We start from the raw sequence: 14,164 nt of genomic DNA on the forward strand, positions 1-14,164 counted from the left end.
GCCTGCGCTTCGCCATCCGCGAGGGCGGCCGCACCGTCGGCGCCGGCGTCGTGGCCAAGATCACCGAATAGTCGAAGGCCTCACAGCCAGACACGAAGGCCAAGGCCGTCGGGGGAAACCCCGGCGGCCTTTTCCTTGGGCCTGCGGGCGAACAAGGCGGCGCCTTTCCTATTTTGAAACCCACGCATGGTTGTCTCGCGCCTGCGCACGCAACTTGCAGGGTAACAACCTGAGCGGGTGAGTGGGGTTGGAGGGCGCCAGAATGGGAGCCAGGATCAGCGTCGAGACACGGCGGGCCAGTGAGCTTGATCCGCAGGCGCGAGTCCTGTGGACCCAGTTTCGCGATAGCGACCGGGCCCTCTCAAGCCCCTATTTCGACCTGCGCTATATTCTAGCCGCCGGCGCCGTCGCCCCACAGGCCCGGGTCGCGGTGATCCGCAAGGGGGGCGAGATCGTCGCCTTCCTGGCGTTCCAGCGACGGGGTGGGGTCATTCAGCCGATGGCCGCCCCCCTGACCGACTATCATGGGCTGGTTGTGAGACCTGGCGCCGAGGTCGATCTGAAGGAAGTGCTGAAACACCTGCGGGTCCGACGTTTCCGGTTCGGCGGGCTGGTGGGCGGGCAGGGGCGGCCGGTGAACGCTGCGGCGCCGAAGCCAGCCATGGTCGCCAATCTGTCTGGAGGCTACGACGCCTATCTGGAGGGCCGTCGCGCCGCCGGGCAGGGGAGCTTTCTGAAGGATAAGCGCCGCCGACGGCGGCTGCTGGCTGAACAGGTGGGGCCGTTGAGCTTGAGCCTGTCCAGTGATCCCGCCATCCTGGAAATGATCATTGCCGAGAAGCACGCCCAGATGCGGCGCACCGGCCAGCACGACGTCTTCTCCACCGCGTGGACCCAGGACCTCTTGCGGCGACTGAACACAGACAACGATCCAGGCTTTGGCCTGCGGGTGGCGGTCCTGCGGGCCGGGGACAAGGTGGTCGCCGCCGAGGCGGGCCTGCTGTCCGGCTCGGTCTATCACCTGTGGTTTCCGATCTATGATCCGGATTATGCGCGCTATTCGCCCGGCGCCCTGATGACGCTGGAGACCCTTCGCGTCCTGGCCGAGCAGGGGGTGGCCATCGCCGATTTCGGTCCTGGCGCTGAAGACTATAAGCGCGCCTTCGCTGACGAGGGCGACGAGGTGGTGGAAGGCGATGTCACCGCCGACCCCTTTGTCGAGGGCCTCCAGAGCCTGGTTCGACAGATCGTGTCCTGTTCCCCGCCCCTGCATGACGGCCTTCGCGCGATCTACCAGCGGCTGGACCGACGGCTGTATCGCATCGCCGCCTGCGAGCCTGGACTGGATCGACAAATCACCGCCGCAGGCCGCTCGCTAGGCCGCATCGGCCGCATCGGCCGCATCGGCCGCAACCGCACCGCGGGTGCGGGGCGGTTTGGGGCTAAGCCTCGGCCTATCTTTGACCGGCGCCACAGCCGGTCTGATCTTGCTGGACTGACGAAGGACAGGACCATGACCACAGGCACGCCTACTGATCGCCTCATCCCGGCCTGGGCGCCCGAGCAGAAGGTTGGCTTCCGCAAGACGCCGATCACCTTCGCCCATCGCCTGGCGCAGACGGGCCTGTTCGACGACGCGGCGCTCGCGGCCCTCCTCGACCGGTATCCGGCGGAGCTCTACGATATCAATCTGTTCGACTATGACGATGAGGGTCAGGTCACCATGCGCACGGGCGTGCGCGGGCGGTTGCCGGGCGAGAAGGTGCTCGAGGGCATCAAGGACGGCCGCGTCTGGGTGCAGCTGCGCAGGGTCGAGCAGCACTACGAGGCGCTCATTCCCCTTATCCATGACGCCTTTCAGGAGATTTCCCGGGAAGCCCCCGGCTTCCGGCCGGTCCAGCTCAATGGCCAGCTAATTCTGTCCGCCCCTCAGGCCAAGGTGCCCTTTCACGCCGATGCGCCGGGCGTCTGCCTGTTCCACATGCGCGGCAAGAAGCGCATCTGGATCTATCCTGTAGACGAGGCCCACATGCCCCAGACGGGCATGGAAGACATCATGCTCAAGCAGCAGACCGAAGATCTGCCCTATCGGCGGGACATGGACGCCGCGGCCCAGGTGTTCGATCTGGAACCGGGAATGGCCGCCACCTGGCCCCTGCACGCGCCGCACCGCATTGAGAACCAGGAGGGCTTCAATGTCTCCCTGTCGGTGGACTATCAGACCTGGGGGTCGCGGATCACCAATGGGGCCCACTACGCCAACGGCATTTTCCGCCGCAAGGGCCTGCCCGTCGCCGCCATGTCCCGAACGCCGATGCCGGCCAGGGCAGGCCTGTGGGCCGCCTCCCTGGCGCTCAAGCGGGCTGGGTTGGTGGAAGACAAGATCGCCAACCTCGAGCGCAGTTTCGAACTGGACGGCGTCAAGGTCTGAGGCGACCTCCGCGGGATCAACCTTTGGGCGGGAAGGGCGGTCGGAGCGTCAGATGGGCGCGTCGGTCATCGAATTTTCCAGATCTCGGCGCTCTTTTGGGGCCAAGGCCGCCGGGCGAAACCCGCGGCCTTTTCCATTTTCGAAACCTCAACATGGTTCCATCAGCGCGCGACGCTGCCCTTGCGGGTTCTTCCGCTTGAAGCGTTCGAAACCATGGAGTGCGCCGGCATGGGGCCTGGACTGAAAGTCGAGACGCAGGCGGTGGCCGAGCTGAGCGAGGCTGACCGGGTCCTGTGGGCCGAGTTTCGCGGAGCCAACCCTGCGCTCTACAGCCCCTATTTTGATCTGCGTTATATAGAGGCCGCCGCCATGTGGGCCCCAGGCGCCGCAGTGGGCGTCGTCCGCCGTAACGGGCGGACCGAGGCCTTCTTCCCGTTTCAGCGTCGGGGCGGGCTGCTTCAGCCCCTCGGCGCACCCATGACCGACTATCACGGACTGATCGCTCGGCCAGACGCCGGCATCGATCTGCGGGAGGTTGTCGGCGCCCTTGGCGCGCGTCGCTACCGTTTCAGCGGTCTCATGGGCCTGCCTCGCCAGCGCGTGAGTCGGGCCGCGGTGCGGCCGGCCATGTTGGCCGACCTGCGTCAGGGCTACGAAGGCTATCTCGCCGCCCGCAAGGCTGGCGGGCATTGGAACTATGTGAAGGACAAGCAGCGCTGCATGCGCCAGCTGACCAAGGCCCACGGTCCGGCCCAGTTCCGCTGGTCAAAGGACCCCGATGATCTGGCTCGCCTGATCGACGGCAAACGCGACCAGATGCGCCGCACCGGGCAGCACGACGTCTTCGCCACCCCTTGGACCCGGGCCTTGTTGGCGAGCCTTGCGGAGATGGACAGCGAGGATTTCGGCCTTCGGGTCGCCGTGCTTGAGGCCGGAGGCCGCCAGATCGCCGCCGAGGTCGGCCTGTTATCCGGGGACACCTATCACTTCTGGTTTCCGATCTACGACCGGGATTTCTCGCGGTTTTCGCCCGGCGCCCTGCTGTCCTACGAGACCCTGAGCGTCCTGGCCGACGAAGGTGTCAGTTTCGCCGACTTCGGGCCAGGCGCGGAAAGCTACAAGCGGGTGTTCGCCGATCCGGGCCCCGAGGTCCTGGAAGGCGACATCCACATCGATCCGTTCATCGCCGGGCTGCGGGACATGGTCTCCAGCACCCGAGGCGTCCACCCCGCGATCCATGAGCGCCTGACCGCGGCCTATCTGCGCGTGGATCGTCGGCTGGATCGGATCACAGCCTGTGAGCCGGCTCTGGAGGGGCAATTGGCCGCGGTCGGTCGATCCATCGGCGCGCTGGGGCGGCGGCACAGACGACTTGGCGCCGGCCTGAGCGTTGGCCTGTCGCTTGCCAGCGCCGGCCTGCTGCTGTCGGAATAGGAGCGCGAAGATGAAACCGGACCCTGTCCAAGGCGTGCCTGCGCGCAACCTCGTCCCAGCCTGGACCCCTGATCAGCGGGCGCAGTTTCGCCATGCCCCGATGACGTTCGCCCATGGTCTGGCAGCGACCGGCTTGTTCGAGGATGACGCGCTCGCAAGTCTCCTCGACCGGTATCCGGCGGAGCTCTACGACATCAATCTGTTCGACTTCGATGACCAGGGTCAGTTTCGCCTTCGCACAGGCGTTCGCGGTCGGTTGCCCGGGGACAAGGTTCTTGAGGGAATTAAACAGGGGCGGGTGTGGGTCCAGCTTCGCCGGGTCGAGGCGCACTACGAGGCGCTGCGACCGGTCATCGCCGCGGCGTTTGACGAGATCAAGGTCCGGCTCCCTGACTTCCGACCCGTCCAACTGAATGGTCAGCTCATCCTTTCAGCCCCCCAGGCCAAGGTGCCGTTCCACGCCGATTCTCCCGGGGTTTGCCTGTTCCACATGCGGGGACGTAAGCGGATCTGGATCTATCCGGCTGATGAGGCTCACATGCCCCAGACCGGAATGGAGGACATCCTCCTCAAGCAGCAGACCGAAGAGCTTCCCTACCGCCAAGATATGGACGCCGCCGCCCAGGTGTTCGACCTGGAACCGGGGATGGCCGTGACCTGGCCCCTCCATGCCCCTCACCGTATTGAGAACCAGGAGGGCTTCAACGTCTCCCTGTCGGTGGACTATCAGACCTGGGGTTCGCGGATCACCAATGGGGCCCACTACGCCAACGGCATTCTCCGCCGCAAGGGCCTGCCCGTCGCCGCCATGTCCCGAACGCCGATGCCGGCCAGGGCAGGCCTGTGGGCCGCCTCCCTGGCGCTCAAGCGGGCTGGGCTGGTGGAAGACAAGATCGCCAATCTTGACCGCAGCTTTGAACTGGACGGCGTCAAGACCTGAGGGCCTCAGACGTCCCGGTCGGTCTTGGAGTCGGCGGGCTCAGGGTCTGAATTGGCCGGCGCGCCCGTATCCGGGTCCGTCTGCGTCTTATCGCTGTGGGTCGAGTTTTCGGAGCCCTTGGGCACATAGGCCGAGGTGGGCGGTGAGCCCGGCCGCTGCTCGGCGTCACGGTTTCGGTCCGCCCCGGTCTCGGGCTGAGGGGCCTTGGGGGTTTGGCTCGAAGGGTCGCTCATGAAGGCCTCACAGGGGCGGTTGGGTGTCGCCAGTCAAACGCTCTGGCTCGCGCTTTGATCCAACTTGCCCGTGCGGGCGCCCCCTGCTAAACGAGCCGGCTCCGGTGATGACCATGCGCGCCGGCGGGCTTCCCGCCTACCGGTGCGTTGTTTATTGTTCGGAGCCGCGGCCCATCATCCCTCGGGATGTCGGGCTGAGGCGTGTAGGAGTGTAGCTCAGCTGGTAGAGCATCGGTCTCCAAAACCGAGGGCCGGGGGTTCGAGTCCCTCCACTCCTGCCACCATCTATGTCTGTGAAGCTTTGAACCGCGCGGGCGGGGCCCGTCCTAGAGCCGCCGCCCTCAAGTAGAAAGTCGCTATCCTCGATGGCCAGGAAACCGGGCGCTACGCCGCAAGCGATGAGGAACCGCGCCGCCAAGACGGCTGCGGCCATGTCCTCGGGCTCGCCGCTCGCCGACTCCGCGCCGAAGAAGAAGACCCCGCCTGGTCAGTTCTTCCGTGAGGTCCGCGCCGAGGGGCGCAAGATCACCTGGACGAGCCGCAAGGAGACCTGGATCACCTCGGTGATGGTCGGAATCATGGTGGTTCTGGCCGCGATCTTCTTCTTCGGGGTCGACTTCATCATCAGCTGGGTGATGGGCCTCATCCTCCAGCTCGCCAACGCGGGATAATCCAGATGAACGCTGAAACCGCGGACGCCGTCGCGCCGACCAACCACAAGTGGTACATCGTCCACGCCTATTCGAACTTCGAGAAGAAGGTGAAGGAGGCCATCCTCGACCAGGCCCGCAATCAGGGTCTTGAGGATCAGTTCTCCGAGGTTCTGGTGCCCACCGAGGACGTGGTGGAGATCCGCCGCGGCCGGAAGATCAACACCGAGCGCAAGTTCTTCCCGGGCTATGTCCTGGTGAAGATGAACCTCACCGACGAGGCTTATCACCTCATCAAGAACACCCCGAAGGTGACAGGCTTCCTGGGCTCCGGCGCCAAGCCGCTGCCGGTTTCCGAAAAGGAAGTGGCCCGCATCATCGGCGCCATCGAAGAGGGTGTCGAGCGGCCCAAGCCGACCATCAGCTTCGAGATCGGCGAGCAGGTTCGCGTCACCGACGGCCCCTTCGCCAGCTTCAACGGCTCGGTGGAGCAGGTCGACGAAGACCGCGCCCGCCTGCGCGTCACCGTCTCCATCTTCGGCCGCGCCACCCCCGTCGAACTCGAATACGCCCAGGTCGAAAAGACCAGCTAAGCCGCGCTGGTTGTCATTCTGCCTGAAGTCGGGCCGCGAAGGGCGCGACTCCCTGTGTAGTGAAACGATGCTGCGGCGACGTCGCTTGCCGCAGCTCGTCCCCGCTGATAGAAGCGCGGGCTTCGCCGGGCGGCCTTTGGTCGCGCGGCTCAAATCCGTGGGAGGGGGCTGGCCAGCCATAACCCCGCACCACGGCTCAACAGACCGGACGTCCGGTCAAAGAGGAGAAGATGGCCAAGAAAATTCTGGGCTATATCAAGCTGCAGGTGCCTGCGGGCTCCGCCACGCCTTCGCCGCCCATCGGGCCGGCTCTGGGTCAGCGCGGCGTCAACATCATGGGCTTCTGCAAGGAGTTCAACGCCCGCACTGAGAAGGAAGTGAAGGGCACGCCCCTGCCGACGGTGATCACCGTCTATCAGGACAAGAGCTTCACCTTCGTCACCAAGACCCCGCCGGCGACCCACTACATCAAGCAGGCCGTCGGCATTAAGTCCGGCGCCAAGCTGACCGGCCGCGAGACCGTGGGCAAGATCACCCGCACGCAGCTGCGCGAGATCGCCGAGTCGAAGATGAAGGACCTCAACGCCGTGGACGTCGAGGCCGCCGCCCGCATCATCGAGGGCTCCGCCCGTTCGATGGGCCTTGAGATCGTGGAGGCCTGAGGACCATGCCTAAGCAAGCAAAGCGCATTCAGGCCTGGACCGGCGACCGTCTGGCCGCCCATTCGGTCGAAGACGCCATCCGCCTGGTCAAGGAAAACGCCAAGGCCAAGTTCGATGAGTCCATCGAGATCGCCGTCAATCTGGGCGTCGATCCCCGCCATGCCGACCAGCAGGTCCGTGGCGTGGTGAACCTGCCCTCGGGCACTGGCCGCGACGTCCGCGTCGCCGTCATCGCCAAGGACGCCAAGGCTGATGAAGCCACGGCCGCGGGCGCCGACATCGTCGGCGCTGAGGAACTGGTGGAACGCATCCAGGGCGGCTTCATGGAGTTCGACCGGGTGATCGCCACGCCGGACATGATGGCCCTGGTTGGCCGTCTGGGTAAGGTGCTGGGCCCCCGCGGCCTGATGCCGAACCCCCGCGTCGGCACCGTGACCCCCAACGTGGCTCAGGCCGTGAAGGACGCCAAGGGCGGCGCCATCGAGTTCCGCACCGAGAAGACCGGCATCATCCACGCCGGCATCGGCAAGGCGAGCTTCTCCGATGAGGCCATCCTGGCCAACGTCAAGGCCCTGGTGGACGCGCTCAACAAGGCCAAGCCCTCGGGCGCCAAGGGCGTCTATGTGAAGAAGATCAGCCTGTCTTCGACCATGGGCCCGGGCTTCCGTATCGAGGCCAGCTCGGTCGGCGCCTGACTGGCCTGACTTCGCTCTAACCGACGATCAGGGGGCTGCGGCGACGCAGCCCCCTTTTCTGTGGGCGAGGGCTCGGCATTGGCAGGCGTTGCGCCGCAACGGCCGTTGATGTATGAGCCGCCCCTCTAAGGTTTCGCCGCTCCGCAAGGAGGGGCGGGGACTGGAAGCTCCGGTTTATGAGCTTCCGATCCTGTCCAAGAACTGCGGGGTCCAGGGGTCGCCTGGACCATAAGCGTGGAAGAGCCCTTCCACACTCGCGGGGAGACGGGAAGATGACGCCGATGAGGCCCATTTCCGCATGGCGGCGAGGGGCGCGACGGCTGCGGCTTCTCTCAAAGGACAGGCTTGACGGTTCCAAGGCGGGGCTTCCCCGCGGCGTGGCCGTCAAACGGCGTCTGGAATAGTCCGGACGTCGCACCTGAGTAGGAGACCGCAATGGACCGCGCTCAAAAGCAGGAAGCGATCGAGGCGCTGAAAAGCGTCTTTGCCGAATCCGGCGCCGTGGTCGTGACCCACAACCTGGGTCTGACCGTTGCGGAAATGACGAATCTCCGGGGTCGCCTGCGTGAGCAGGGCGCCCAGCTGAAGGTGGTGAAGAACACCCTGGCCCAGAAGGCTTTGAACGGTTCGGTGGGGGAGGACGGCGACGCCCTTTTCACTGGCCCGGTCGCCATCGCCTTCGGCCCGGATCCGGTCTCCGCCGCCAAGGTCGCCACCCAGTTCGCCAAGGAAAACGAGAAACTCGTGATCATGGGCGGCCTGATGGGCACGCAGGTTCTGGACAAGACCGGGGTGAGCGCGCTTGCGACTCTGCCTTCGCTCGACCAGCTCCGCGGCAAGATCATCGGCCTCGTGCAGGCGCCCGCGACCAAGATCGCCGGCATTCTGCAGGCTCCGGCCGGTCAGCTGGCCCGCGTCATGGGCGCATACGCCGCCAAAGACGCAGCCTGATCGTCATTTTCCCGACATCCCCAATCTCTCAAGGATCGAAATCCCATGGCTAACCTCGAAAAGATCGTCGAAGACCTGTCGGCTCTGACCGTCATGGAGGCCGCTGAGCTCTCCAAGATGCTGGAAGAAAAGTGGGGCGTTTCCGCCGCCGCTCCGGTGGCCGCGGCCGCCCCGGCCGCCGGTGGCGCGCCGGCTGAAGCCGTCGAAGAGCAGACCGAGTTCACCGTCGTCCTGACCGGCGGCGGCGACAAGAAGATCAACGTGATTAAGGAAGTTCGCGGCGTGCGCCCCGACCTCGGCCTGAAAGAAGCCAAGGACCTGGTGGAAGGCGCTCCCCAGAACATCAAGGAAAACATCTCCAAGCAGGAAGCTGAAGAGATCAAGAAGAAGCTCGAAGAAGCCGGCGCTTCGGTCCAAATCAAGTAGGACTAAAGCGGCGCATCTCGCGTCTCTTTCGCGGGCCCGGAGGGAAACCTCCGGGCCCGTTTCCATGTCCGTGGCGCGCCCCACGCGCACACTTTTCGCGATGCTGCTGACAGGTTAGGTCAGGGCATGCCCGTCACGCTTGAACCCCCCAGTCTGGGCCTGCTGCCGCACTACGCCGACGCCCTGCGGCGGGGCTGGTCGGCTGACAATGTGCGCGGCAAGGTCGCGGCCGACGAGGAACTGCAGCGCATCGCGGCCGATCCCCAGGCCTTCGTGGACTCCCTCGACAATCCCAATGGCGGCGGGCCGCCGGTCATGCGCCTGGACGGAAGCCTGGGGACCCGCCTGCCCAGCATACGGCGCTGGATCTGGGACGGCGGGTTCTGCGGCGCGATCGGCCTGCGCTGGGGGCCCGGCGGCGGACCGCTGCCGGACTGGTTCCCGTATGGCCACATCGGGTACGCCGTGCCGGCATGGCGACGGGGGGCCGGCTATGCCACCCAGGGACTGGCGTTGCTGAAGCCCGAGGCCAGGTTGCGCGGGCTTGACCACGTGGAACTGACCACCGACGCCGACAACCCGGCCTCGCAAAGGGTGGTGATCAAGAATGGCGGCTACCTTGTGGCCCGTGAACCCGGTGGGACACTCCACGTCGACGCGGAAATCCTGCGTTGGCGGATCGATCTCTAGGCCAGGCGCCCTGCAGCCGGGTTCCACAACCCCTTTAACTTTTCTGTGGAAGAGGGCTTCCCAAGGGCTTGCAAACGTCTTAAGTGGCGAGCTTCTCGAAATTCCGATTCAGCTAAGACGCGAGTCTTCGCACGTTCCGTCTCCGAGGCATGGTCCGTCGCCCTCCGACCATGCGAGGGAGCGTCCCCGACGTAAAGGGGACATTTCCAGCGTCCGGCCCCCGGCGATCCGGGGGTTGAGGGTGGACGCAGGATGAAACTTACGGCGCGCTGGCCTGACGCCCGCGTGCGCTCAAGGGAATAACATGGCGCAATCCTTCACCGGCAAGAAGCGGATCCGGAAGTCTTTCGGCCGCATCCCCGAAGCTGTGCAGATGCCGAACCTGATCGAGGTTCAGCGCTCGTCCTACGAACAGTTCCTGCAGCGTGAAGTGCGCCCGGCCGACCGCCGGGACGAGGGGATCGAGGCGGTCTTCAAGTCCGTCTTCCCGATCAAGGATTTCAACGAGCGCGCCGTGCTCGAATACGTGTCCTACGAGTTTGAAGACCCGAAGTACGACGTCGAGGAATGCGTCCAGCGCGACATGACCTACGCTGCGCCGCTGAAGGTCAAGCTGCGCCTCATCGTGTTCGAAACCGATGAAGAGACCGGCGCCCGCTCGGTGAAGGACATCAAGGAGCAGGACGTCTATATGGGCGACATCCCGCTCATGACGGAGAAGGGCACCTTCATCGTCAACGGGACCCAGCGCGTCATCGTCTCCCAGATGCACCGCTCGCCCGGCGTCTTCTTCGACCACGACAAGGGCAAGACCCACTCCTCGGGCAAGCTGCTGTTCGCCGCCCGCGTCATCCCCTATCGCGGCTCCTGGCTGGACTTCGAGTTCGACGCCAAGGACATCGTCTATGTCCGCATCGACCGCCGCCGCAAGCTGCCGGCCTCGACCTTCCTCATGGCGCTGGGCATGGACGGTGAGGAGATCCTCTCCACCTTCTATGAGACCGTGACCTTCGAGAAGCGTGAAGGCGGCTGGGCCACGGCCTACAAGCCTGACCGCTGGCGCGGTGTGAAGCCGGAATTCCCGCTGGTCGACGCCGAAACCGGCGAAGAGGTGGCCCCGGCTGGCCAGAAGATCTCGGCCCGCAACGCCAAGAAGTTCGCTGATGCGGGCCTCAAGACCCTACTGCTGGCGCCCGAGGCGCTGACCGGCCGCTACCTGGCCGCCGACATGGTCAACCACGAGACCGGCGAGATCTATGGCGAGGCCGGCGACGAACTGGACGTGACCCTGCTGGGCGCCCTGGAAGAGCAGGGCTTCACCAGCTTCGACGTGCTGGACATCGATGAGGTCACGGTGGGCGCCTACATGCGCAACACCCTGCGCATCGACAAGAACACCGCCCGCGAGGACGCCCTGTTCGATATCTACCGGGTCATGCGCCCGGGTGAGCCGCCGACGGTGGAAGCCGCCGAGGCCATGTACAACAGCCTGTTCTTCGACTCCGAGCGCTACGACCTGTCCTCGGTCGGCCGGGTGAAGATGAACATGCGCCTGGAGCTCGACTGCCCCGACGACGTCCGCGTCCTGCGCAAGGCCGACGTCCTGGCCGTGCTCAAGACCCTGGTCGGCCTGCGGGACGGCCGTGGCGAGATCGACGACATCGACAACCTCGGCAACCGCCGGGTCCGTTCGGTGGGCGAACTGCTGGAAAACCAGTACCGCGTCGGCCTGCTGCGCATGGAGCGCGCCATCAAGGAGCGCATGTCCAGCGTCGATATCGACACGGTCATGCCCCACGACCTGATCAATGCGAAGCCGGCCGCCGCCGCCGTGCGGGAGTTCTTCGGCTCCTCGCAGCTCTCGCAGTTCATGGACCAGACCAACCCGCTGTCGGAAATCACCCACAAGCGCCGTCTTTCGGCGCTTGGCCCCGGTGGTCTGACCCGGGAGCGCGCGGGCTTCGAAGTCCGCGACGTGCACCCGACCCACTACGGCCGGATCTGCCCGATTGAGACTCCGGAAGGCCCGAACATCGGCCTGATCAACTCGCTGGCCACCCACGCGGTGGTCAACAAGTACGGCTTCATCGAGAGCCCGTACCGCCGGGTCAAGGACGGCAAGATCACCGACGAGGTGGTCTACATGTCGGCGATGGAAGAGGCCAAGCACGTCATCGCCCAGGCCAACATCAAGATCGAAAACGGCGAGATCGTCGACGATCTGGTCCCGGGCCGCGTGAACGGCGATCCGACCCTGCTGCCCAAAGACACCGTCGACCTGATGGACGTCTCGCCCAAGCAGGTCGTCTCCGTCGCCGCCTCGCTGATCCCGTTCCTCGAAAACGATGACGCCAACCGCGCCCTGATGGGCTCGAACATGCAGAAGCAGGCCGTGCCGCTGGTCCGCACCGACGCCCCCCTGGTGGGCACGGGTATGGAAAGCGTCGTGGCCGTGGACTCCGGCGCCGTGGTCGTGGCCCGCCGCTCGGGCGTGGTCGAGCAGATCGACGGCACCCGGATCGTCGTGCGTGCGACGGAAGAGACCGACCCCACCAAGCCGGGCGTCGACATCTACCGGCTGCAGAAGTTCCAGCGTTCCAACACCTCGACCTGCATCAACCAGCGTCCGCTGGTCCGCGTGGGCGACCGGATCGCCGCTGGCGACGTGGTGGCCGACGGCCCCTCCACCGAGCTTGGTGAGCTGGCGCTCGGCCGCAACGTGCTCGTCGCGTTCATGCCCTGGAACGGCTACAACTTCGAGGACTCCATCCTCATCTCCGAGCGCATCGTGCGCGATGACGTCTTCACCTCGATCCACATCGAGGAGTTCGAGGTCATGGCCCGGGACACCAAGCTTGGTCCTGAGGAAATCACCCGCGACATCCCCAATGTCGGCGAGGAGGCCCTGCGCAACCTCGACGAGGCCGGCATCGTCGCCATCGGCGCCGAGATCCAGCCGGGCGACATCCTGGTCGGCAAGGTGACGCCCAAGGGCGAGAGCCCGATGACCCCGGAAGAAAAGCTCCTGCGGGCCATCTTCGGTGAGAAGGCGTCTGACGTCCGCGACACCTCGCTCCGCCTGCCGCCCGGCGTGTCGGGCACAGTGGTTGAGGTCCGGGTGTTCAACCGTCACGGCGTCGACAAGGACGAGCGCGCCATGGCCATTGAGCGCGCCGAGATCGACCGTCTGGGCAAGGACCGCGACGACGAGTTCGCCATCCTGAACCGCAACATGACCTCGCGTCTGCGCGAGATGCTGGTGGGCAAGGTCGCCGTCTCCGGGCCCAAGGGCCTGGGCCGCGGCGAGATTTCCGCCGAGAAGCTGGGCGATATCGCGCCGGGTCTCTGGTGGCAGATCGCCCTTGAGGACGAGAAGGCCATGGGCGAGCTGGAGGCCATGCGCCGTCAGTTCGACGAGGCCCGCAAGCGCCTCGACCGTCGCTTCGAGGACAAGGTCGACAAGCTCCAGCGCGGCGACGAACTACCCCCTGGCGTGATGAAGATGGTCAAGGTTTTCGTGGCCGTGAAGCGCAAGCTTCAGCCCGGGGACAAGATGGCCGGCCGTCACGGCAACAAGGGCGTCATCTCCAAGATCCTGCCGATCGAGGACATGCCGCACCTTGAGGACGGCCTGAATGTCGACATCGTGCTGAACCCGCTGGGCGTGCCTTCGCGGATGAATGTCGGCCAGATCTTCGAAACCCACCTGGGCTGGGCCGCCGCCGGCCTTGGCCGTCAGATCGCCGATCTGCTGGAAGCCTGGCAGAATGGTGGCCAGCGTCAGGCCCTGATCGACTGGCTGCGGGACATCTACGGTCCCGAGGAAGAACTGCCCGAGAGCGATGAAGACCTCGTCGAGCTCGCCCGCAACCTCTCCAAGGGCGTGCCCTTCGCCACCCCGGTCTTCGACGGCGCCCATATCGACGACATCGAGAACCTGCTGGAGAAGGCCGGTCTCAACCGTTCGGGCCAGGTCATGCTGTACGACGGCCAGACCGGCGACCAGTTCAAGCGCCCGGTCACCGTCGGCTACATCTACATGCTGAAGCTGCACCACCTGGTGGACGACAAGATCCACGCCCGCTCCATTGGCCCCTACAGCCTGGTCACCCAGCAGCCCCTGGGCGGCAAGGCCCAGTTCGGCGGTCAGCGGTTCGGGGAGATGGAGGTCTGGGCTCTGGAAGCCTACGGCGCGGCCTACACCCTGCAGGAAATGCTGACGGTGAAGTCCGACGACGTGGCCGGCCGGACCAAGGTCTACGAGTCCATCGTGCGCGGCGACGACACCTTCGAGGCGGGCATCCCCGAGAGCTTCAACGTTCTCGTCAAGGAAATGCGCTCGCTCGGCCTGAACGTGGAGCTGGAGAACAGCTGACCGCTGTCTCCATCCCGCGCCGTTTTTGCGGGGGGAGGGGCCGTCAGCCCCTCCTTCTCGCCTTCCAGAATGACTGACGAACTG

The 14,164-nt window shown here is 65.5% G+C and carries 13 protein-coding genes and 1 tRNA gene; 13 read left to right on the top strand and 1 reads right to left on the bottom strand.

The window, feature by feature from the left end; all coding sequences use genetic code 11:
* From Q8K84_RS07945 to Q8K84_RS07960, 4 genes are all read left to right on the top strand, one after another.
* Positions 1–71 (top strand): hypothetical protein (locus Q8K84_RS07945; RefSeq protein ID WP_305282071.1); only part of this gene is annotated, 71 nt, incomplete at its 5' end.
* Between the two features lie 191 nt (positions 72–262).
* On the top strand, positions 263–2,431 hold the full coding sequence (locus Q8K84_RS07950) for a GNAT family N-acetyltransferase (protein WP_305282072.1): 2,169 nt from the start codon (positions 263–265) through the stop codon (positions 2,429–2,431).
* Between the two features lie 228 nt (positions 2,432–2,659).
* On the top strand, positions 2,660–3,865 hold the full coding sequence (locus Q8K84_RS07955; protein WP_305282073.1) for a GNAT family N-acetyltransferase: 1,206 nt from the start codon (positions 2,660–2,662) through the stop codon (positions 3,863–3,865).
* A gap of 10 nt (positions 3,866–3,875) precedes the next feature.
* Complete coding sequence (locus Q8K84_RS07960) at positions 3,876–4,805, top strand: transcriptional regulator (RefSeq protein ID WP_305282074.1); 930 nt, start codon at positions 3,876–3,878, stop codon at positions 4,803–4,805.
* Positions 4,806–4,810: 5 nt separating this feature from the next.
* On the opposite strand, the gene Q8K84_RS07965 is transcribed toward Q8K84_RS07960, so the two are convergent.
* Positions 4,811–5,038 (bottom strand): hypothetical protein, encoded by a 228-nt coding sequence (locus Q8K84_RS07965; RefSeq protein ID WP_305282075.1) that lies wholly within the window; start codon positions 5,036–5,038, stop codon positions 4,811–4,813.
* Positions 5,039–5,243: 205 nt separating this feature from the next.
* On the opposite strand from Q8K84_RS07965, the gene Q8K84_RS07970 reads away from it, so the two are divergent.
* The 9 genes from Q8K84_RS07970 to rpoB all read left to right on the top strand — a co-directional run bounded on the left by Q8K84_RS07970 (position 5,244) and on the right by rpoB (position 14,080).
* Positions 5,244–5,319: transfer RNA gene (locus Q8K84_RS07970), tRNA-Trp, on the top strand.
* 84 nt (positions 5,320–5,403) lie between these two features.
* Positions 5,404–5,709: a preprotein translocase subunit SecE gene (secE, locus tag Q8K84_RS07975; protein WP_305282076.1), complete on the top strand. Its 306-nt coding sequence runs from the start codon at positions 5,404–5,406 to the stop codon at positions 5,707–5,709.
* A 5-nt stretch (positions 5,710–5,714) separates the two neighbouring features.
* Positions 5,715–6,281, top strand: coding sequence for a transcription termination/antitermination protein NusG (nusG, locus tag Q8K84_RS07980; protein ID WP_304754613.1), 567 nt, complete (start codon positions 5,715–5,717; stop codon positions 6,279–6,281).
* 230 nt (positions 6,282–6,511) lie between these two features.
* Positions 6,512–6,943: a 50S ribosomal protein L11 gene (gene rplK, locus Q8K84_RS07985; RefSeq protein ID WP_305282077.1), complete on the top strand. Its 432-nt coding sequence runs from the start codon at positions 6,512–6,514 to the stop codon at positions 6,941–6,943.
* A gap of 5 nt (positions 6,944–6,948) precedes the next feature.
* On the top strand, positions 6,949–7,638 hold the full coding sequence (gene rplA / locus Q8K84_RS07990; RefSeq protein ID WP_305282078.1) for a 50S ribosomal protein L1: 690 nt from the start codon (positions 6,949–6,951) through the stop codon (positions 7,636–7,638).
* Between the two features lie 435 nt (positions 7,639–8,073).
* Positions 8,074–8,589: a 50S ribosomal protein L10 gene (gene rplJ / locus Q8K84_RS07995; RefSeq protein ID WP_305282079.1), complete on the top strand. Its 516-nt coding sequence runs from the start codon at positions 8,074–8,076 to the stop codon at positions 8,587–8,589.
* A gap of 45 nt (positions 8,590–8,634) precedes the next feature.
* A complete protein-coding gene (gene rplL / locus Q8K84_RS08000; protein WP_305282080.1) occupies positions 8,635–9,015 on the top strand; it encodes a 50S ribosomal protein L7/L12 in 381 nt (126 codons plus the stop codon).
* A gap of 126 nt (positions 9,016–9,141) precedes the next feature.
* Positions 9,142–9,705: a GNAT family N-acetyltransferase gene (locus tag Q8K84_RS08005; RefSeq protein WP_305282081.1), complete on the top strand. Its 564-nt coding sequence runs from the start codon at positions 9,142–9,144 to the stop codon at positions 9,703–9,705.
* Positions 9,706–10,009: 304 nt separating this feature from the next.
* Positions 10,010–14,080 (top strand): DNA-directed RNA polymerase subunit beta, encoded by a 4,071-nt coding sequence (rpoB, locus tag Q8K84_RS08010; RefSeq protein WP_305282082.1) that lies wholly within the window; start codon positions 10,010–10,012, stop codon positions 14,078–14,080.
* The last annotated feature ends 84 nt before the right edge of the window (positions 14,081–14,164 follow it).

This window comes from Phenylobacterium sp., assembly GCF_030679875.1.
Lineage (GTDB): Bacteria > Pseudomonadota > Alphaproteobacteria > Caulobacterales > Caulobacteraceae > Phenylobacterium.